The organism is Streptomyces sp. NPDC001889, assembly GCF_053594535.1.
Window position 1 is genome coordinate 60,245 of record NZ_JBSFER010000014.1, and the last position, 19,585, is coordinate 79,829.

A 19,585-nucleotide genomic window follows, 5' to 3' on the forward strand; every position below is an offset into this window, starting at 1 on the left:
GGGAATCGATTGAACTCCCGTTGAACCGACGGGCGCGGAGAGGAATCAAGCCGGTGTCCAGTACAAACACTGAGAGAGCACCCCAGCTGAACCGAGTGCTGCGGCTGCCCGCGATCGTGCTGTTCGGCCTCACCTATATGTCGCCCGTCGCGGTGTTCACGACCTACGGCATCGTCAATGACGAGACGGCCGGCCATCTGCCCGCCGCGTATGTGCTGGCCCTGGGCGTGATGCTGCTGACCGCACACAGTTACGGGCGCATGGTCCGCAGCTTTCCCGCGGCCGGTTCCGCGTACAAGTATTCACAGAAGGTGTTCGGCGGCCATATCGGTTTTCTGACCGGCTGGACGCTGATGCTGGACTACCTCTTCCTCCCCATGGTCTCCTTCCTCCTCGCGGGCATCTATCTCCACGCCCAGTTCCCCGGGGTGCCACAGGGTGTGTGGAGTGTGCTGGTCCTGCTGGTGGTGCTGGTCTTCAACGTCCTGGGCGTGAAGTTCGTCAGCCGGATCACCGCGATCATCATGGGCGCGACGGCGCTGCTGCTGGTGGCCTTCGTGACGCTCGGCGGCGTCCGCTCCCAGGTGTCGGCGGGCGAGGCGTTCCAGTCGTTCATCCCGGAGTCCGGCCAGTGGGGTCTGCTCGCGGGCGGCGCGGCGATCCTGGCGCTCAGCTTCCTCGGCTTCGACGCGGTCTCCACGCTCGCGGAGGAGGCCCACAACCCGCGCCGGACGATCCCGCTGGGCATCATCCTCACCACCGCGATCGGCGGCGGCCTCTTCATCCTGGTGGCGTGGGTCGGCTCCCTGGTCCGTCCGGACAACAACTTCAGCGACCCCGACTCGGCGGGCGCGGAGCTGATGGAGATCGTCGGCGGCTCGGCGCTGAGCGGCGCGTTCACCGCCGTGTACGTCCTCGGCTGCTTCGGCTCCGCCATGGTCTCGCAGGCCAGCGTCTCCCGGATCATCTTCTCCATGGGCCGCGACGGTCTGCTGCCGCGCCGGGTCTTCGGCCGGCTGCACCCGAAGTTCGGTACGCCGGTGGCCGCGCTGGTCACGGTCTCGGCGGTGGCCCTGCTCTCCACCGTCCTCACGCTCGACCAGGCCGTGGTGATGATCAACTTCGGTGCGCTGGCGGCGTTCTCGATGGTGAACCTGAGCGTGATCAAGCACTATCTGCTCGGCCGGGGCCGAGGCCCGGTCACCCCGCGCTCGCTGCTGGTCAACGGCCTGCTGCCGGGCCTCGGCTTCGCGACCACGGTGTGGCTGTGGACCAGCCTGACCGGCGAGACGTTCGTGGTGGGCCTGCTGTGGATGGCCGCCGGCCTGGTCCTGCTCGCGATCACCACCCGCTTCTTCACCCGGCAGCCGCCCGAGCTGCACATGGAGGAGACGGGCGACCCGGCGCCGGGCCCGGAGGAGGCGGTACGCCAGAGCTGAGCCCCCGGGCTCCGGGGTGACGGGCTCCGCGAGGGCCCGGCGGGCGGGGCGGGTGGTGCCGGGGGAATCCGGCACCACCCGCCCCGCCTTTTCACGACCCCGCCGCCCCGCCGCCCCGCAGCCCCGCCGTCTCACCGTCCGCTGCCGAGGACCGCCCAGGCCAGCGCCCCCGTCAGGGCGAGTACGGAGATGATGTACGCGATCTGCTCGGCCCTCGGACTCACAGCGGCATCACGAGCCGCGACCGGAGCCGCGCCGCCAGCCGGGGCGCGATCCCCGACATCGGCACCCACCGCGCCTGCCCGCTCTCCACCAGCCCCCTCGGGAGCGCCCGCGAGTCCGCCCGGAAGAGATACCGGAACCCGAACCGCAGCCGCCGCCCCTCCTCCGGCGCCGCCCAGATGACATCCACATCCACCGGGTCCTCCGCCCCCGGCACCGCCCATACGCCCCTGATCCCGGCGTACTCGCCCAGCACCCGCAGCGCCGCCTCGCCCAGCGACTGGTCCCCGTCCTGCGGCGCCCCCTCCGCCACCGCCCACCATGTCCGGTGGCTGAACGCCAGCACCCGCTCCTCCTCGTCGACGACCAGCGCCGCCGCCTTCACCAGGGGGCACTGGGCGTCATGGGGACAGACCCCGAGCGCCGAGTGGTCACGCATCGCCTCGTACAGGGGCATGAGCGCCCCCGTCTCCGTGGGGTGCTGATGCATATAACCCGTGAGTGCTTTCACGATGTCGCTGTCTGCGACAGGCATGAGTCACCTGCTCCCGTCGTGCGTCCGGCCGGATCGTCCGACGATTCGATATTCCAGAACCCGTCAGACCACCACTCCTTGTGTCGGCACGACGCACCACGTACAAGAGCCCTTTCGCCCCCACGCCTCCGCGAGCGCCTCCACCAGCTGCATCCCGCGCCCGTTTTCCTCGTCCGGCCCCGGGTGCCTGACCTGCGGTACGCCGGTGGCGTGGTCGTCCACTTCGATACGCACCCCGCTGAGCGGATCGCATTCCAGCGCGAACCCCAGATCGGTGCCGGGCGGGTGGGAGTGCGCGTGCGCGTGGGTAATCGCGTTGGTGACGATCTCGCTGACCAGCAACTGCACGGTGTGGACCAGGTCCGGGTCGATCAGTTCGCTCCGCTGGAGAAGAAGAGCGGTGAGATTCCGCATCCGGCGGACCGAGGTGAGCTGAGAGGGGAACGAGACCTCGATTCGTTGAATACGCGTCGATGTGGGCTCCAGTCCGGTGCGCGCTCGAACGGATGTCGAACTCTCCGGGAGACGGGTGGGATGGGGAGTTGAGGGCATCGCCAAATCCTTTTGCCGGTTGCCTCGTTGGACTCCACGGGAAAGTGGAGCGCCGTGCGGGCAGATCGCTGAGATCCGGAAGAATCTGAACCCAGGGTGGCAGGAGAACGGCTACGCTGGTGACCGATTCAGGGGCCTTCTGAAATCAAATTTCTGCGTGAAGTGCTGCTATTTCGCGGGTCTTTCACGCCGGAGCAGAAGCTCCCGCTCTGGCGCAGAACGTTTCTTGCACGGGCGGAACCATCGCCACCACACTGGGTAACGCGCGCAGGAAGGACAGCAGATGATCACGGACATCGAGTCGGCCACGCCCGCTCTGTGCCGTCTGCACTTGGGAACGGAGTTACGGCAACTGCGGCTGGCAGCCGACCTGAAGTCCACGCAGGTGGTGCGGCGGCTGATCTGGAGCCCGTCGAAGCTGACACGGCTGGAGACCGGGGAGAACGCCACGGTCGAGCCGTCGGACGTGATCGCGCTCTGCGACATGTACGGCGCGGACGGGGAGAAGCGGGCGCTGCTGACGGCGTACGCGGCGGTGACGAAGACGAAGAAGGACTGGTGGCAGACGGCGGAGTACCGGCCGGCCATAAGCCCGACGTTCAGGGCGTACCTGGGGTTGGAGGAGACGGCTGGCGCGATGCACACGTACCAGTCGGAGTTCGTCCCGGGACTGTTGCAGAACGAGGCGTATGTCAGGGCCATCCACCAGCAGCCGTACAAGGGTCTTGATGCCGAGGAAGTCGAGCGCCGCGTGGCCGTTCGCATCGCACGTCAGGAGGTGCTGCGCCGGGCGGATACGCCCTTGCGCTTCACGGCGGTCATCAATGAGGCGGTGCTCCACCGGCAGGTCGGCGGCAGTTCGGTCATGCGAGCCCAGTTGGAGTACATCGCCGAGATCGCCTCCTCGCTACCCCCTGTCCGAGTCCAGGTGATGCCCTTCAAGGTGGGCGCACACGCGAGTATGAACGGCGCCTTCGCGGCCCTGCACTTCCGGGAGGGTGAGGCGATGAAGCCGATCATCTATCTGGAGCGCATCGGTGATGCGCAGGTCATCCGGAGCGGTCCTGATGTGGCCCGCTACGAAGAGGCTTTTGCTGACCTGCAAGCTGATGCTTTGGGGCCGCAGGAGTCCCTGAGCATGATCCGAGACGTGATGAAGGAGCATTAGGCGGATGAGCAATGAGCTGCTGGATGAAGCCCGTTGGTTCACATCGAGCTATAGCAACGGTCAGGGAGGTGAGTGCGTGGAGGTGGCGCAGCTGGATGGGGCTCTCTGGTTCACCTCCAGCTACAGCAACAACCAAGGGGGCGAGTGCGTGGAGGTGGCACAGCTCGACGGAGCGCGGTGGTTCACTTCCACCTACAGCAACGATGAGGGCGGCGAGTGCGTCGAGGCGGCGCGGCTGCCCGACGCGATAGCGGTCCGCGACACCAAGCTCGCCGAGGCCGGCCCGGCGTTCGTCTTCGCCGGACCCGCCTGGACAGGCTTCCTCACCTCCCTCAAGGCGGGCGATCTCTAGCGCGCCGCCGCTGCGAACGGGCCATCCGGCCGTCCCTCCCGGACGGTCGGGTGGCCCGTTTCCTTGTTGGCCTGAAGCTGACATGCAGTCAGATAATCAGCCCGGGGGAGCGTGCCCCGGTGGGCGCGCCACGCGTAAACCAGTCACGAGCCCCCCGTAATCGAAGAGGGACAATCAGCTCATACCAGCGAGGTCCGGGGGGCCGGGTGGACGTGTTCCGCAGGAGCATCCGGCCACTGGGCCCGGTGATGGCCCGATTTTTTCCGCGCCGGACGGCGTCCCCCCAGGCAGTCCGGCTGCGGGGGCGCGAAAGCTGAATCCTCGGCGTACCGGAATGGCGCGTACGCCTCGGTCGCCGTGTGAATGCGGAATGGTGCCACCGGTGGCCGGGTGGGGTGTAGGTGACTGTCAAGTACACGCTGAGCAGCCGGACCCCTGAATATGCCCCTGGCGGGGAACTCCACGGGATCTTCACGAGGACTGTTCGAATATCGGGCCGGACGCCGCGCGCCGGAATCCGGCAATAGTCCTCCGGGCCCACCCGTGCCCCCCTTTCCCTGATCTTCGAATCGGCGCCACCCGGAATGTGCGCGCAAGAGCACGAACGCGCCAGTTGGCCAAGTCGCCGATCCGGACGCGCGTAGTGCGACCAAAAGCGGAGCTTGTGGGGGAGTCACCTGGACCCCACGATCCATATCACGCCGCTTGGCAGGCTCATGACCGTCCGCACCGTCCATGGGACTGCCTTCTGTATTGAGTGGGCCCGGAACCGAACGGGCCCCGGATTCTGGAGGATTCGTGAACATCAAGAAGTTCTCGCCCAAGGGAGCCATCGCCAGACGCGCTCGTCTGGTCGCCGTCGCGGCCAGCTTGGTCACGGTGTCCGCGCTCGCCGCACCCACGGCGATCGCGGACACGGGTGTTGGCGCAAAGGCCACCACGGCCCAGCTCGCCAAGGCGAGCGACGCGGTCCACGGCGCGGATGTCGGGGGTACCTCCTGGTACACCGACAAGGGCACGGGCAAGGTCGTCGTCACGGCCGACAGCACGGTCTCGGCCGCCGAGATAGCCAAGATCAGGCAGGCGGCGGGCGACCAGGCCGGGACGCTCCAGATCAAGCGCACGGCCGGGAAGTTCACCCGCATGATCGCGGGCGGCGAGGCCATCTACGGCGCCGGGGCCCGCTGTTCCCTCGGCTTCAACGTGGTCGGTGGCGGCGTGTACTACGCCCTCACCGCCGGCCACTGCACCAACGGACGGCCCACCTGGACGTTCGGTGGCGGGACGCTGGGCAACGTGGCGGCCGGACAGTTCCCGACGTACGACTACGGCGTGATCCGCCACGCGAACAACGCGAACGCGGACGGCCGGGTCTACCTCCACAACGGTACGTACCGGGACATCATCAATGCCAACACCCCGAGCGTCGGCCAGGCGATCGAGCGCAGCGGCAGCACCACCGGCTACCGCACGGGCCGCGTGACCGCGCTGAACGCGACCGTGAACTACGGCGGCGGGCAGGTCGTCTACGGCACCATCCAGACCAACGCCTGCGCCCAGCCCGGTGACAGCGGCGGCCCGCTCTTCAGCGGGAACACGGCGCACGGTCTGCTCTCCGGTGGCAGCGGCAACTGCTCCGTCGGCGGCACGACCTTCTACGAGCCGGTCACCCGGCCGCTCGGCATCCACGGCCTGAGCGTCTTCTAGCCACACCCCGCGCGGTGGCCCCTGCTCCTTCTGGCAGGGGCCACCGCCTTGTGCGTTCCGTGACCGGATCGGTCCGGTGCCGGACCCGATGGGGCCTGTCGGCCCCCGGTGTCGCGGAGGGAGGGTGGGGGCATGAACCGAGCGCTGATCGTGATCGATGTCCAGGAGTCCTTCCGTGCCCGTCCGCTGTGGGAGACCACATCGGACCTGAAGATCGCCGACAAGGTGAACCGGCTGGTGCGGCTCGCGCGGGGGGCCGGGGACCTGGTGGTGTGGGTGCTGCACTCCGAGCCGGGGAGCGGTGACGTGTTCGACCCGGCCCTGGGCCATGTCCGGCTGATGGAGGAGCTGGAGCGGGAGGAGGGGGAGCCGCTGCTCCACAAGACCTCGCACAACGCGTTCACCACGACCAATCTCCAGCAGGTGCTGACGGCGGCGGGGGTGCGGGAGCTGGTGGTGTGCGGCATCCGTACCGAGCAGTGCGTGGAGACGACGGCGCGGGTGGGGAGCGATCTCGGGTACGAGGTGACGTTCGTGGTCGACGCGACGGCGACGAACCCGATCCCGCACCGGGACGCGCCGGCCGGCCGGAGCGTGGCGGAGCTGCTGGCGGACCCTCGTACGCTCCCGGCGGAAGAGGTCGTGCGGCGCACGGAGTACGCGCTGGCGGGCCGGTTCGCGACGATCGCGACGGTGGACGGGCTGGAGGCGGCGGCGGAGCGTCGGGCATGATGACCGGATCGTGAGCCGTGTTGTCTTCTTCCTGGTGCCGGGAGTGCATCTGCTGGACCTGGCCGGCCCGGCCCAGGTCTTCTCGACGGCGGCGGACTTCGGGTATCCGTACGCGCTGTCGTACGTGGCCGAGGCCGCGCGGGTGCCGAGCGCGCAGGGGGTGCCGCTGACGGCGGGGACGGACTGGCCGCCGCTGGGCCCCGAGGACCTGATCGTGGTGCCGGGCTGGCGCGGGCGGAGGCTGTCGGACGGCCCCGGGATCGGCGCCACGGCTCTCCGGGTGCTCCGGGAGCACCACGAGAGCGGCGGGACGGTGGCGAGTGTGTGCGCGGGGGCGGAGGCGCTGGGGAGGGCGGGGCTGCTGACGGGGCGCCGGTGCACGACGCACCACGACGTCCAGGAGGAGTTGGCGCGCCGGTATCCCAGGGCGGTGGTGGTGCGGGATGTGCTGTTCACATCCGACGACCGGGTGATCACCTCGGCGGGTATCGCCAGCGGGATCGATCTGGCGCTCCACCTGGTGGCGTCCCGCCACGGCCCGGCGGTGGCGGCGCGGGCGGCACGCGAGATGGTGGTGTACGCCCGCCGCAACGGCGGCTCCCCCCAGGAGAGCGCGATGCTCCGCCACCGCTCCCATGTGGACGACACGGTCCACCGCGTCCAGGATCTGATCGATGCCCGTTTCGCGGAGCCGCTGCCCCTGGCGGGGCTGGCGGCGGAGGCCGGGGTGAGCGAGCGGACGCTGACGCGGGTGTTCGCGCGGGCGACGGGGCTGACGCCTCTGCGCTACCAGCAGGCTCTGCGTCTGGAGCGGGCGGAGCACCTGATCGGGCACGGGGCGACGGTGGAGGCGGCGGCGAGGGGGGTGGGGTTCGGGGACGCGCGGATGCTGAGAAGGCTGCGGGGAAGGGGAGCGCCTCCGGCGGGGTGGGGGTAGTTCCGCGTGGGCGGGGACTCCTCACGTTCCTGAACGATCAGATCGTGTACCGGGGACCATCCCCGCGTGCGCGGGGACCACGGTCCCGACGGCGCGGAGGGCCTGTTCGTGGACGGACCACCCCCGCGTGGGCGGGGACGACTCGTCGTCGAGCCGGTGTGCGCGGGGCCGTTCCGCGGAGAGACGATGGCCTTCACCCTCCCGCAGGGGCCACCCCCGCGGACGCGGGGAGCGCCGGCCCTCCGGAGGCGAGCGCTCAGCTGATCGTCAGTCCCGCTCAGGGCGTTGGTGCCACCGCCTCCAGTTCGTCGACGCTGCCGGACATGATCGTGCGGATGTGGTCCGTGAGGTGCTGGAGCGGCCAGTCCCACCAGGCCAGATCCAGCAGCCGGGCGATATCGGCGTCGCTGTGGCGGCGGCGGATCAAGCGGGCGGGGTTGCCGCCGACGACGCCGTAGTCGGGGACGTCGTCGACGACGACCGAGCCGGAGGCGACGACCGCTCCGTGGCCGATGCGCACACCGGGCATCACCATCGCCCCGTGGCCGATCCAGACGTCGTGGCCCACCACCGTGTCGCCCCGCCCGGGCAGGCCCGTGATGAGGTCGAAGTGCTCGGACCAGGAGCCGCCCATGATGGGGAACGGGAAGGTGGAGGGGCCGTCCATACGGTGGTTGGCGCCGTTCATCAGGAACCGCACCCCTGTCCCCAGGGCGCAGAACCGTCCGATGACCAGCCTCTCCGGCCCGTAGTGGTAGAGGACGTTCCGGGTCTCGAAGGCGGTCGGGTCGTCGGGGTCGTCGTAGTAGGAGAACTCGCCCGCCTCGATCAGCGGCGAGGTGATCAGCGGCTTCAGCAGCACCACCCGGGGCTGCCCGGGCATCGGGTGCACCACGGTCGGATCGGCGGGAACGGGTCGCGTCACGGGGGGGCTTCCTTCTCGGGGGAGTGGGCGGGCTCGGGGGAGTGGGCGGGCTGTTCCGATCGCCGCTGCTATCGCGACGTCTGTTGCTTTAAGATGCGGGCATGCTGTCATGGCGCAGCCCCCCACAGCAAAGGCACATCCCGTGACGACACCCGAGGCCCCGGAACCGGAAGCCCCTCAGCCCGCCCCGCCGCCGGCCAGGCGCCGCCCCGGGGGCCGCAGCGCCCGTATCCGTACCCGGGTCCTCGAAGCGGTCCGCGCGGAGCTGGGCGACCACGGATACGACGGGCTCACCGTGGACGCCGTCGCCGCCCGCGCCGAGGTGCACCGCGCCACCGTCTACCGGCGCTGGGGGGACGTCGGAGGTCTGCTCGCCGACGTTCTCGACGCGGCGGGCGACGACGACTGGCAGCCGGCCGACACCGGGTCGCTGGAGGGTGATCTGACGGCGCTGAACCAGGAGATCCAGACCGCCATGACCGCGCGGCCATCGGTCATGGCGGCGCTGATCGCCGCCTCCTTCCGCTCCGAGAAGGCCGCCCTCGCCCAGCGGCGGCTCTGGGAGGACCGGTACGCCCGCTGCGAGGTCATCGTCGCCCGGGCCGTCCGGCGCGGCGAACTCCCGCCGCGCACCGACGCCCGGCGGCTGCTCATCACCGCCACCGCGCCGCTCTACCACCAGTTGGTGATCCTCCGTACGCCCCACGACCCGGGGCTGCCCGCCCGCGCGGCCGGAACCGCCGCCCTCGCCGCAGCCGCCGGGGCCTTCGCCCCGCCGGCCGTCTGACCGTTGCGTGTAGGGTGCAGTGTTGTGTTGCCCGGTGACCGGTCAAGCGGTTGGAAGGTTGGGTGGCCGGCCGGGACGGGTTCCCCAGGAGGTGGACCGTGATCGAGGCGCCGGCTTCGGCCCGGCTGGTCGAGGCGTTCGTCAACACCGTGGACGTGGATCGGGGCACCGACGATCTGGCCGGACGTGACGATCTCGCCGGACGTGACGGGCACTCCGGACCCGGCGGGTGCTCCGGGCCCGACCGGCTCGCCGCCTGGCTCGCCCACCACCGGCTGCTCGATCCGGGCGTGTCCGTCACCCCCGGGGACCACCGCCTCGGGCTCTCCCTCCGCGACGGCATCCGCGCCGAACTGGGTGCGCGGGCGGGCGACACCCCCGATCCGGAAGCGGCCTCCGCCGCCGGCGGAGCCCTCGCCGAACTCCCCCTGCTCGCCGGGGGACGCCCCGGCGGCGCCGTGCTCGTACCGGCGCCGCACCTCACTCCCGTACGGCACGCGCTCGCCGTCATCGCCATCGCCTGGAGCGAACTCCTCATCACCGGCGACGCCGACCGCCTCAAGCGCTGCGCCGAGCACGCCTGCGCCTGGGTCTTCTGGGACGTCTCCAAGAACCGCAGCCGCCGCTGGTGCTCCATGCGCGTCTGCGGCAACCGCACCAAGGCCCGCCGTTACGCCGCCAAGCGCGCCACGGCCAACGGCTGAGCCCGCCGCCTCCGGCTCAGGCCGGTGATCTCGCCGCCACCGTGCTGAGACGGCCCGCGAAGACACCCGCCGCGTCCGGGGTCAGGGAGCGCAGGGCGACCATGGCCGTGATGATGACATCGGACAGCTCGGACGCGACATCGCCCCAGCCGTGCGAGACGCCCTTCCGGGGGTTCTGGCCGGTCGCCCCGATCACCGCCCGGGCCACCTCCCCCACCTCCTCGGAGAGTTTCAGCACCCGGAGGAGCAACTCCTCCTCCGGGGGGCGGGTGGTGTGGTCGTTGAGCCAGGTGTGAAGGTCGTCGACGGTGTCCCAGATCGGGTCGAGGGTGCTGTGATCCATACGCATCAGAGTCCCATGCGCACGGCCTCTCCGACCCCCCTCATCCATGGCCGATATACGGCATCGCCATCGCCATGACGGTCGCGAACCGCACATTCGCCACAAGGGGTGTGCCGTGTCCCCCAGGTCTCCTCCTCGTGCCCACCGTTCCTCCCGCGGGTGTCCGCGAAGGGGATATCGCGCGCACCGGACGCACCCGCCTTGTTGAACAACAGGTCGACACGGTCGAAATCCGTGCATACTGTGCCAAAAAGCATGTTCACATCGGTCGGTGACGTCACATCAGCGGGCACACAGAGGACCCTTCCGTCCGACGGCGGCTCCGCCCGCTCCCGCGCCTCCGCCCGCTCCCGCGCCTCCGCGCGGCGGCCCGCCACCGCCGGCCGCCCCGGGGCCCGCGCGTTCGCCGGGGGAGGGGGGAGCGTGAGGCCGGCCCATCCGTCCGTGCTCCGCGCCGCCGCCCGCCGGATCGCCCAGCGGGTCGACGGCGACGGGCCCGCCGCCCGGCCCCTCGCCCGCCGGCGATTCCTCACCGGCGCGGTCGCCGCGCTCGCCTTCACCACCGACCTCCCCGGCACCGGCGCCGCCCACACCGCCGGGCTCGACGCGAAGAACACCGTCAAGGAGAACCCCTTCACCCTCGGCGTCGCCTCCGGGGACCCCAAACCCGACTCCGTCCTCCTGTGGACCCGGCTCGCCCCCCGGCCCTGGGAACCCGGCGGCGGACTCCCCGCGGGCAGGCTCACCGTCGGCTGGGAGCTGGCCCACGACCCCCGCTTCACCCGTATCGCCCGCAGCGGCACCGCCACCGCGCACCCCGAGGTCGACCACAGCGTCCACCTGGAGATCGACGGGCTGGAGAACGACCGCGTCTACCACTACCGCTTCCGCGCCGGTGACTGGATCAGCCCCGCCGGGCGGACCCGCACCGCACCCGCCCGCACGGCCCCGATCGGGGAGCTGCGGCTCGCGGCCGTCTCCTGCCAGGCGTACCACCACGGCCACTACACCGCGTACCGGCATCTCGCCGACGAGGAGCTGGATGTCGTCCTCCACCTCGGGGACTACCTCTACGAGCATCCCGTCGACGCCGCCGGCGGCGCCCGCGCCCTTACCGGGCCACCGCTGCCGGCGCACTTCAACCGCGAGACCGTCACCCTGGAGGACTACCGGCTGCGGTACGGGCTCTACCGCTCCGACCCCGATCTCCAGGCCGCGCACGCCGCCCACCCCTTCGCCCTCACCTGGGACGACCACGAGACCGAGAACAACTACGCCGCCGGGCGGTCGGAGAACGCGGACGTTCCCACCGAGGAGTTCCTGCTGCGGCGGGCCGCCGCCTACCGGGCGTACTGGGAGAACCAGCCGCTGCGGATGCCGCAGAAGCCCCGGGGGCCCGGTATGCGGCTCTACCGGCGGCTGCACTTCGGGCGGCTCGCGCAGTTCGATCTCCTCGACACCCGGCAGTACCGCTCGGACCAGCTCGCCGGGGACGGCTGGCAGCTCCCCGGGCCGGGGATCGACGACCCCGCGCGGACGATGACCGGGGCGGAGCAGGAGAGCTGGCTGCTGGAGGGGTGGCGGAACTCGCACGCCCGCTGGAATGTGGTGCCGCAGCAGATGAACTTCGCGCGGCGGCGGGACGCGCCGGGCGCGGGGCACCGGCTGAACATGGACTCGTGGGACGGGTATCCGGCTGCGCGGAGGCGTCTGCTGGAGGGGGCCGGGGAGGCGGGGGTGGAGAATCTGCTCGTGCTGACGGGGGATGTGCACGAGGCGTGCGGGTACGACCTCAAGGCGGACTGGGACGATCCGGGGTCCCGCACGCTCGGGACGGAGATCGTCACGACCTCGATCAGCAGTGGGAGGGATGGGGCGGACCGGCCGGCCGGGTATGAGGCGGTGACGCGCGCCAATCCGCATCTGCGGTTCTTCAATGGGCGGCGGGGGTATGTGGTGGTGACGCTCACCGAGACGCGGGCGCGTGCGGACTTCCGGACGGTGGCCGCTGTCACCACCCCCGGGGCGCCTCTCGCGACGGCCGCCTCCTTGACCACCCTCTCCGGCACCCCCACCCTCCACCCCACCTGACCCAGCCGATCCGACACTCGCCCGCCCGCCGCGGCCACGGTCGGGGGCCAGCCCCCGAGCCCCCGCGCCTCAATCGCCGGCGGGGCTGGGTTTGATCAGCCCGCCCGGCGTTTGAGGACGGCCCCTGTGCCACAGGAGACCCGCACAAACCCAGCCCGTCCGGCGTTTGAGGACGGCCCCTGTGCCACAGGACCCCGCACCCTGCGGGCCACGGTCGGGGGCCAGCCCCCGAACCCCCGCTCCTCAAACGCCGGAGGGGCTGGAGTGGTGCGCTCAAACGCCGGCGGGGCTGGGTTTGCTCAGGTCTCCGGCGAGGCTTGGGTTGCTCAGGCCTCCGGCGGGGCTGGGTTTGCTCAGGTCTCCGGCGAGGCTGAAGGGTGCGGCTCAAACGCCGGCGGGGCTGGAGTGGTGAGCCTCAATCTTCCCCAGAGCTGCCCCTGGGAGGTGCCCCCCGGACGGGCCGGGTTTGATCAGCCCGTCCGGCGATTGAGGACGGACCCTGTGCCGCAGGACCCCGCACTCTGCGGGTCCGGGTGGGTGGGGGAGCTGAGAGCATGGGGGGGATTCGACGATACGGAGTTGTGATGCGGAAGCCGGGCAGCAGCCCAGACAGCAGCGAAAGCCACATACCCCACCCCCACATCACCGCCCTGGAAATGACCACCCCAGGCACCCCCACCCCCACCCCAGGCACCCCTCCACCCCCCCTCACCTCCCCCCGCCGCGTCGGCCTCCTCTTCACCCTCGTCCTCGGCGGCCTCACCGCCCTCCCGCCGCTCTCCATGGACATGTACCTCCCGGCGCTCCCCGCCGTCACCGAATCCCTCTCCTCGCCCGCCGCCACCGTTCAGCTCACCCTCACCGCCTGTCTCGCCGGAATGGCGCTCGGGCAGCTCGTCGTCGGACCCATGAGCGACCGGTGGGGGCGGCGCAGACCGCTCCTCATCGGGATGGTCGTGTACGTGGTCGCCACCGCGATCTGCGCCTTCGCCCCCACCGCCGAACTCCTCATCGGCTTCCGGCTGCTCCAGGGCCTCGCCGGGGCCGCCGGCATCGTCATCGCCCGCGCGGTGGTGCGCGATCTCTACGACGGCGTCGCGATGGCGCGCTTCTTCTCCACCCTGATGCTGGTCTCCGGGGTCGCGCCGGTCATCGCGCCCGTGATCGGCGCGCAGGTCCTCCGGGTCACCGACTGGCGCGGGATCTTCGTCGTCCTCGCCGCCGTCGGGGTGCTGCTCACCGTCGTGGTCGTCAAGTGGCTCCCCGAGACCCTGCCCCCGGAGCGCCGGCACGGCGGCGGGGTCGGGCAGGCGCTGCGCACCATGCGCGGGCTCCTCGCGGACCGGGTCTTCACCGGGTACATGCTCACCGGCGGGCTCGCCTTCGCCACGCTCTTCGCCTACATCGCCGCCTCCCCGTTCGTGGTGCAGGAGATCTACGGCGCGTCGCCGCAGACCTTCAGCCTGCTCTTCGGCGTCAACTCCATCGGTCTCGTCCTGGTCGGCCAGGTCAACGGCCGGCTGCTGGTGGGGCGGGTCAGCCTCAACAAGGTGCTCGGCACCGGCCTCGCGGTGATCGTCCTCGCCGCGCTCGCGCTGCTGCTGATGACCCTCGGCGTCTTCGGCGAGGTCGGGCTCCTCCCCATCGCCGCCGGGCTCTTCGTGCTGATGGCCGCCATGGGCCTGGGCATGCCCAACACCAACGCGCTGGCCCTGAACCGCACCCCGCACGCGGCGGGCTCCGCCTCCGCGCTGCTGGGGACCTCCTCGTTCCTGATCGGGGCGATCGCCTCGCCGCTGGTCGGGATCGCGGGGGAGGACACGGCCGTGCCGATGGCCGTGGTGCAGCTGGTGTGCGCGCTGGCGGCGGTGGGGTGCTTCCTGGGGCTCTGCCGCCCCTGGCAGCAGCAGCGCAGGTCCGGGGCCCCGCTGATGTGAGCCCGGCCCGGGGCCCGGGTGCCCGGCGCCTAGAATCTCCCAGTGCCTTCCACCCTCCCCCCTGCGGAAGCCCTGCGCTCCGCCCTCGCCGGGCTGCTCGACGGGCTGCCGCCGACCCAGGCCGCCCGGGCCGTCGACCGGCTGATCTCCAGCTACCGGGGGACCACCCCGACCGACGCCCCGGTGCTGCGGGACCGCTCCGATGTCGCCGCCTACGCCGCGTACCGGATGCCCGCGACCTTCGAGGCCGTACGGTCGGCGCTCGCCGCGCTCCGGGACGCCGCCCCCGCCTGGGTGCCGGCCACCCACACCGACATCGGCGGCGGCACCGGCGCGGCGAGCTGGGCGGTGGCGGAGGCATGGGAGGGCGAGACACCCACGGGCGACGGTGACGGCGGCGGCGACGGCGCGGGGCCCCGGACCACCGTCCTGGACTGGGCCGAGCCCGCGCTCGTCCTCGGCCGGGAGCTGGCCATGGCCTCCGGGGTGCCGGGGCTCACCACCGCCCGCTGGGAGCGCTCTCGTATCAGTGCGTCGCTCCGGATCGAGAGCACCGATCTCGTCACCGTGTCGTACGTCCTCAAGGAGCTGACCGAGGGCGACCGCGCCGCCGTCGTCACCGAGGCCGCGCGGGCCGCCCTCGGCGCCGTGCTGATCGTCGAGCCCGGCACCCCCGACGGCTATCGCCGTGTGATCGAGGCCCGCGAGCGGCTGATCGCCGCGGGCATGACCGTCGCGGCCCCCTGCCCCCACAGCGCGGACTGCCCCATCGTCCCCGGCTCCGACTGGTGCCACTTCGCGGCCCGGGTCAGCCGCTCCTCGCTCCACCGGCAGGTGAAGGGCGGATCGCTGCCCTACGAGGACGAGAAGTTCAGCTATGTCGCCGCCACCCGCTTCCCGCCCGCCCCGGCGCCCGCCCGCGTCACCCGCCGCCCCCAGATCCGCAAGGGCCTGGTCCAGCTGGACCTCTGCGCGGCGGACGGGTCCCTGGGCCGCGAGAACGTCACCAAGCGGCAGGGCCCTCTCTACAAGGCCGCCCGCGACGCCGAGTGGGGCGACCCCTGGCCCCCGCCCCCGGCTCCGCCCCGGGGCTGAGCCCGGGGGGAGGGAGGGCGGGAGCCGGCGCGCCGGGCCCGGCGGGTGTCTCAGCTCACGGCCGCAGCTCCTGCGTACAGCACTTCACGCTGCCGCCGCCCTTGAGCAACTCGCCCAGATCCATCCCGATCGGTTCATACCCCCGGTCCCGCAGTGGCTCGAAAAGGCCCACCGCCGCCTGCGGCAGCAGCACATGCAGCCCGTCGCTCACCGCGTTCAGACCGAGCGCCGCCGCGTCCCGCTCCCGTGCGAGCAGCGCGTCCGGGAAGAGCCTCGCCAGCACCTCGCGGCTGCCGGGCGAGAAGGCCCCGGGGTAGTACATGACCTCGTCCGCCGCGTCGTCGAGCACGGCGAGCGCGGTGTCGAGGTGGTAGTAGCGCGGGTCCACCAGATCCAGGCCGATCACCGGCCTGCCGAAGAACTCCTGGGCCTCTCCGTGGGAGAGCGGGCTCGACCGGAATCCCCGCCCGGCCAGGACGTACGACGAGGTGACCGCGAAGTCCCCCTCGCCCTCGTTGATGTGGACCGGTTCCCGGATCTCGGTGAACCCGGCCCCCCGGAACCAGTCCAGATGGGCCTCGGCCTCCGGCTCCCGCTCCCGGTGGGCGAACCGGGCGAGCAGGACCCTGCCGTCGACGACGGTCGCGCCGTTCGCGGCGTAGACCATGTCCGGCAGGCCGGGGCGCGGGCCGAGCAGCTCGACGGTGTGGCCGAGCGAGCGGTAACGGTCCCGCAGATCCTCCCACTGGGTCATGGCCAGCGGCAGGTCAACGGGTTTCGCCGGGTCCATCCACGGGTTGATGGAGTACGTCACCATGAAGTGCGCGGGTGGGCACATCAGATAGCGGCGCGGCGATGCGTCATGGAGCGATGAGCGCAATGAGGGCTCCTCACATACGACTGCGGTGGTCGGCACGCGGTCGGCGTGCGTGTTCCAGCCATGGTGAGGCCAATTCGCCGGAGGCGCTCCGGAGCGGACACCACCGGAATCGAAAGAAGACGAAACGTCTCGGATTCGGCATTGCTAGATTGGGCCCATGAACGATTCCGAGGCGCGGGGCGCACAGGCGCACGGCACCACAGCAGCGCCCGGCGGCGGCGCCCGGAGCGGCAGGGCCCCGGGCGCGAAGGCGCCCGACGCCGGCCGCCGCAGCGAGCGCTCCCGCCGTGCCATCTACGACGCCGCCCTCGCCATGGTCGCCGAGGCCGGCTACGCCCGTACCACCATCGAGGGAATCGCCTCCCGCGCCGGGGTCGGCAAGCAGACGATCTACCGCTGGTGGCCCTCCAAGTCCGCCGTGCTCCTGGAGGCCTATCTCGACCTCGCCGACCGGGCCGCCGGGGGCGAGACCGCCATCCCCGACACCGGTGATCTCGCCGCCGACCTCAAGGCGGTGCTGCGCGCCACCGTCGACGAGATGAACGACCCGGTCTACGACGGCCCCACCCGGGCGCTCGCCGCCGAGGGAGTGGTCGATCCGGCGCTGGGGGCGCAGTTCGTGGAGAAGCTCCTCGAACCCTCCCTCCGGCTCTACGCCGACCGGCTGCGCGCGGCCGAGGAGGCGGGCGGACTGCGGCCCGGACTCGATCTCCGGATCGCGCTCGAACTCTTTGTCGGACCGCTGATGCACCGCTGGCTGCTGCGGACCCTTCCGCTCACCCACGCGTACGCGGACACCCTGGTCGACTACGCCCTCGGCGGCCTCGCGCCCCACGACTGACCCTTTCCGCCCCCGGCCGCCCCCCGCGCCGGGAACCCCCCGGTGGGAAACTGTGGACACCCACAGCGCAGGATGGTGGGACGATGGTAGAGACCACCTGGGGCGAGTGTGAGGTGTGAGGGGATAGATGGGCGACGGCAAAGGCCGCAACACCAGCGGCACGGAGAACAGGCTCACCTGGGAGAGCCGGCTGCCCCAGTGGCTGCGCAGGCGCCCCAAGGACACCACCGAGACCGACGGCTCCCGCCGCGAGAATCTGCTGCTTGCCGTCGCCGCCGCCGGGATGCCACTGGCACCCGCCGCCTACCCCGTCGCGTACCGCTGCTCGTGTGAGCGGATCGGCTGTCCCACCCCCGGCCGGCACCCCGTCTCCTTCGCCTGGCAGACCCAGTCCACCACCGACCGCGCGCAGATCCAGCGCTGGGCCGAGGGCGAGCCGGACGCCAACTTCATCACCGCGACCGGCATGATCCACGATGTGCTGGACGTCCCGCTGGACGCCGGGCGCGCCGCCCTGGAGCGGCTCCTCGACGAGGGCGTCGAGGTCGGGCCCGTCGCCGAGTCCGGCGGCGAGGGCGAGGAGGGGCGCGCGCTCTTCTTCACCGCCACCCGGGGCACCCCGGAGGACGAGGACGAGTGGTGGCCCTGCGAGCTGGACTGCCGCCCCGAGACCATGGACGAGCACCCGGGGCTGCGCTGGCACTGCCGGGGCAGCTATGTCCTCGTACCGCCCGCGCGGCTGCCCGGCGACCACGACGTGCGGTGGGTGCGCGGCCCCGAGCATCCGCTGCCCGACCCGCTGACCCTGCTGGAGACGCTGACCGACGCGTGCGCGCGGTACGCGGGCGAGGTGCAGGCGCTGGCGGCGGACGAGGCGTACGCGGAGTACGAGCGGTACGAGAAGGGGCTGTCGGGACACCGGGTGGCGTGGCCCATGGGCGGGCGGCGCTGATCCCGGGCCTCCGGGGGCCCCGGGGTGTCCGGGGTGTCCGGGGTTTCCCGGGGCGCTGGGGAGTTTCTTTCGGATCGGGCCGGATCGGCGAGGCGCGGTGCCGGGGCTCGCGAGCCCGGCACGATCCGAAAGAGACGACCTAGGAGCCCTTCGCCGAGGTCATCCCCGTCAGCCTGCCCAGCACCTCGACCCTGCCGTCCGCCGCCCCGCCGCCCGCCGGCGGGACGCGCACCGCCTGGCCGGAGACCATCTCCTTGGTGAGCGAGTTCGTGACCTCGCCGTTCAGCAGCGCCCGCACATCGGGGCCGATCTCGATCCGGACCCCCTTCGCGGTGGTCTCGCGCTCGAAGTTCCGCACGGTGAAGAAGACGAGCGCCCCGCCGTCCTCGGTCGCCAGCGCCAGCGGGGCGTAGTCGCCCCGGTCCACCGGTTCGTCCAGATACTGCCGGGAGCGGCCGGGCCGCTTGGCGGCCTTCGCGCGGGATTCGCGCCAGACGGAGGTGTGCGGGCCGTCCTCGAAGGCGGCCGGCTCGCCGGTCCGGAGGTAGGAGACGTACTGCTCGCCGAGTCCGCCCGGCGCGTGGGACAGCGCGGTGGTGTCGACGGCGACCGGTTCGCCGAAGCCGTCCTTGTCGGTCTTCAGCGCGGGGATGTCGGCCGGGGCGAGGATCGTCAGATAGGCGGCCCGCCAGAGCTGGTCCGGGCCGTTGCGGAGGAAGACGATCACCCAGCGGTTGTCGGCGGGGCCGGCGTCGTCGTCGCGGTTGGAGTCGGCGTCGGCGAGGAAGTAGCGGGGCCAGCCGGCCTTCTTCGGGACGGTGAACTTCGCGTCCGTCAGCTCCAGGGGGACATGGTCCTTGTTGCCGTCGGGGAAGGTGACGCTCCGGGACCGCAGGCCCGCCTGGTTGATGGCGCCGAGCGCGCCGGTGACGCGGGGGGCGCTGAGGGCGGGGTCGTACGCCTTGTCGGCGGCGTTGTACGCGGCGGTGAACTCCTTCAGCGCCTCGGCCGCCTCGGCGCGGGTGGCCGCCGGGACGATCGCCCGCTCGCCGTGCACCGTCACACACCCGCTCGCCGCCAGCGCGAGCGCGAGCGCCACCGCGACCACCGGGCCACCCGTCGCCGCCCGGCTCCGGCGGTTCGGCTGCCTTCTCATCCGTCGTCTTCTCCTCGCCCCCGGTGAACGCCCGAAGCCTACCGGGGTGGGGCGGGGTGACGAGTGCTCGCCCGTCCACACCGGCGCCCCCGGCCCGGCCGGCCGACTGAGCCACGGGGGCCTCCGACCCGGGCCCGCACTGTGCGGGGTCCTGTGGCGCGGGGTCCGTCCTCAAACTCCCCCAGAGCTGCCTCTGGGAGGTGCCCCCGGACCGGCTGGGGTGCACCCAC

Annotated in this window: 19 protein-coding genes; 13 read left to right on the forward strand and 6 right to left on the reverse strand. The window is 71.8% G+C overall.

Annotated elements, in window-relative coordinates:
- Positions 1 to 53: 53 nt before the first annotated feature.
- Complete coding sequence (locus ACWCRA_RS17640) at positions 54 to 1,439, forward strand: APC family permease (protein WP_351544294.1); 1,386 nt, start codon at positions 54 to 56, stop codon at positions 1,437 to 1,439.
- A gap of 220 nt (positions 1,440 to 1,659) precedes the next feature.
- On the opposite strand, the gene ACWCRA_RS17645 is transcribed toward ACWCRA_RS17640, so the two are convergent.
- Positions 1,660 to 2,196, reverse strand: a complete 537-nt coding sequence (locus ACWCRA_RS17645; protein ID WP_351544291.1) for an NUDIX hydrolase — start codon at positions 2,194 to 2,196, stop codon at positions 1,660 to 1,662.
- Between the two features lie 63 nt (positions 2,197 to 2,259).
- Positions 2,260 to 2,748, reverse strand: coding sequence for an ATP-binding protein (locus ACWCRA_RS17650; RefSeq protein ID WP_451067999.1), 489 nt, complete (start codon positions 2,746 to 2,748; stop codon positions 2,260 to 2,262).
- Between the two features lie 283 nt (positions 2,749 to 3,031).
- On the opposite strand from ACWCRA_RS17650, the gene ACWCRA_RS17655 reads away from it, so the two are divergent.
- The 5 genes from ACWCRA_RS17655 to ACWCRA_RS17675 all read left to right on the forward strand — a co-directional run bounded on the left by ACWCRA_RS17655 (position 3,032) and on the right by ACWCRA_RS17675 (position 7,644).
- The gene (locus tag ACWCRA_RS17655; RefSeq protein WP_451068000.1) at positions 3,032 to 3,916 is read left to right on the forward strand and encodes a helix-turn-helix domain-containing protein; all 885 of its coding nucleotides are present in this window, start codon (positions 3,032 to 3,034) and stop codon (positions 3,914 to 3,916) included.
- 4 nt (positions 3,917 to 3,920) lie between these two features.
- The gene (locus ACWCRA_RS17660; RefSeq protein WP_451068001.1) at positions 3,921 to 4,268 is read left to right on the forward strand and encodes a DUF397 domain-containing protein; all 348 of its coding nucleotides are present in this window, start codon (positions 3,921 to 3,923) and stop codon (positions 4,266 to 4,268) included.
- 798 nt (positions 4,269 to 5,066) lie between these two features.
- Entirely contained in the window at positions 5,067 to 5,975 is a 909-nt protein-coding gene (locus tag ACWCRA_RS17665; protein WP_351544281.1) for a S1 family peptidase, read from the forward strand.
- A gap of 132 nt (positions 5,976 to 6,107) precedes the next feature.
- Complete coding sequence (locus tag ACWCRA_RS17670) at positions 6,108 to 6,707, forward strand: isochorismatase family protein (protein WP_351544279.1); 600 nt, start codon at positions 6,108 to 6,110, stop codon at positions 6,705 to 6,707.
- A gap of 10 nt (positions 6,708 to 6,717) precedes the next feature.
- Entirely contained in the window at positions 6,718 to 7,644 is a 927-nt protein-coding gene (locus tag ACWCRA_RS17675; protein WP_451068002.1) for a GlxA family transcriptional regulator, read from the forward strand.
- A gap of 277 nt (positions 7,645 to 7,921) precedes the next feature.
- Here the strand turns inward: ACWCRA_RS17675 and ACWCRA_RS17680 are convergent, their stop codons facing one another.
- Positions 7,922 to 8,527, reverse strand: coding sequence for a CatB-related O-acetyltransferase (locus ACWCRA_RS17680; protein ID WP_351544441.1), 606 nt, complete (start codon positions 8,525 to 8,527; stop codon positions 7,922 to 7,924).
- 184 nt (positions 8,528 to 8,711) lie between these two features.
- Between ACWCRA_RS17680 and ACWCRA_RS17685 the strand changes: the two genes are divergently transcribed.
- Both ACWCRA_RS17685 and ACWCRA_RS17690 read left to right on the forward strand, forming a co-directional pair.
- Positions 8,712 to 9,356: a TetR/AcrR family transcriptional regulator gene (locus ACWCRA_RS17685; protein ID WP_351544275.1), complete on the forward strand. Its 645-nt coding sequence runs from the start codon at positions 8,712 to 8,714 to the stop codon at positions 9,354 to 9,356.
- A 98-nt stretch (positions 9,357 to 9,454) separates the two neighbouring features.
- Positions 9,455 to 10,060 carry a CGNR zinc finger domain-containing protein gene (locus tag ACWCRA_RS17690; protein ID WP_451068003.1) on the forward strand — a complete coding sequence of 202 codons (606 nt, stop codon included), beginning with the start codon at positions 9,455 to 9,457 and terminating at the stop codon, positions 10,058 to 10,060.
- Between the two features lie 16 nt (positions 10,061 to 10,076).
- On the opposite strand, the gene ACWCRA_RS17695 is transcribed toward ACWCRA_RS17690, so the two are convergent.
- Complete coding sequence (locus ACWCRA_RS17695) at positions 10,077 to 10,403, reverse strand: MazG-like family protein (protein WP_351544271.1); 327 nt, start codon at positions 10,401 to 10,403, stop codon at positions 10,077 to 10,079.
- Between the two features lie 423 nt (positions 10,404 to 10,826).
- Here ACWCRA_RS17695 and ACWCRA_RS17700 point away from each other — a divergent pair, with 423 nt between their 5' ends.
- From ACWCRA_RS17700 to ACWCRA_RS17710, 3 genes are all read left to right on the forward strand, one after another.
- On the forward strand, positions 10,827 to 12,494 hold the full coding sequence (locus ACWCRA_RS17700) for an alkaline phosphatase D family protein (protein ID WP_451068004.1): 1,668 nt from the start codon (positions 10,827 to 10,829) through the stop codon (positions 12,492 to 12,494).
- Positions 12,495 to 13,150: 656 nt separating this feature from the next.
- A complete protein-coding gene (locus tag ACWCRA_RS17705) occupies positions 13,151 to 14,431 on the forward strand; it encodes a Bcr/CflA family multidrug efflux MFS transporter (RefSeq protein WP_351544266.1) in 1,281 nt (426 codons plus the stop codon).
- Positions 14,432 to 14,473: 42 nt separating this feature from the next.
- Entirely contained in the window at positions 14,474 to 15,526 is a 1,053-nt protein-coding gene (locus tag ACWCRA_RS17710; protein WP_451068005.1) for a small ribosomal subunit Rsm22 family protein, read from the forward strand.
- A 55-nt stretch (positions 15,527 to 15,581) separates the two neighbouring features.
- On the opposite strand, the gene ddaH is transcribed toward ACWCRA_RS17710, so the two are convergent.
- A complete protein-coding gene (ddaH, locus tag ACWCRA_RS17715) occupies positions 15,582 to 16,406 on the reverse strand; it encodes a dimethylargininase (protein WP_351544260.1) in 825 nt (274 codons plus the stop codon).
- A gap of 157 nt (positions 16,407 to 16,563) precedes the next feature.
- Between ddaH and ACWCRA_RS17720 the strand changes: the two genes are divergently transcribed.
- Both ACWCRA_RS17720 and ACWCRA_RS17725 read left to right on the forward strand, forming a co-directional pair.
- On the forward strand, positions 16,564 to 17,247 hold the full coding sequence (locus ACWCRA_RS17720; RefSeq protein ID WP_451068006.1) for a TetR/AcrR family transcriptional regulator: 684 nt from the start codon (positions 16,564 to 16,566) through the stop codon (positions 17,245 to 17,247).
- A 127-nt stretch (positions 17,248 to 17,374) separates the two neighbouring features.
- Positions 17,375 to 18,199: a bifunctional DNA primase/polymerase gene (locus ACWCRA_RS17725; RefSeq protein WP_351544254.1), complete on the forward strand. Its 825-nt coding sequence runs from the start codon at positions 17,375 to 17,377 to the stop codon at positions 18,197 to 18,199.
- A gap of 139 nt (positions 18,200 to 18,338) precedes the next feature.
- Here ACWCRA_RS17725 and ACWCRA_RS17730 read toward each other — a convergent pair whose 3' ends face one another.
- Positions 18,339 to 19,355, reverse strand: coding sequence for a hypothetical protein (locus ACWCRA_RS17730; RefSeq protein ID WP_451068007.1), 1,017 nt, complete (start codon positions 19,353 to 19,355; stop codon positions 18,339 to 18,341).
- Between the last annotated feature and the right edge of the window lie 230 nt (positions 19,356 to 19,585).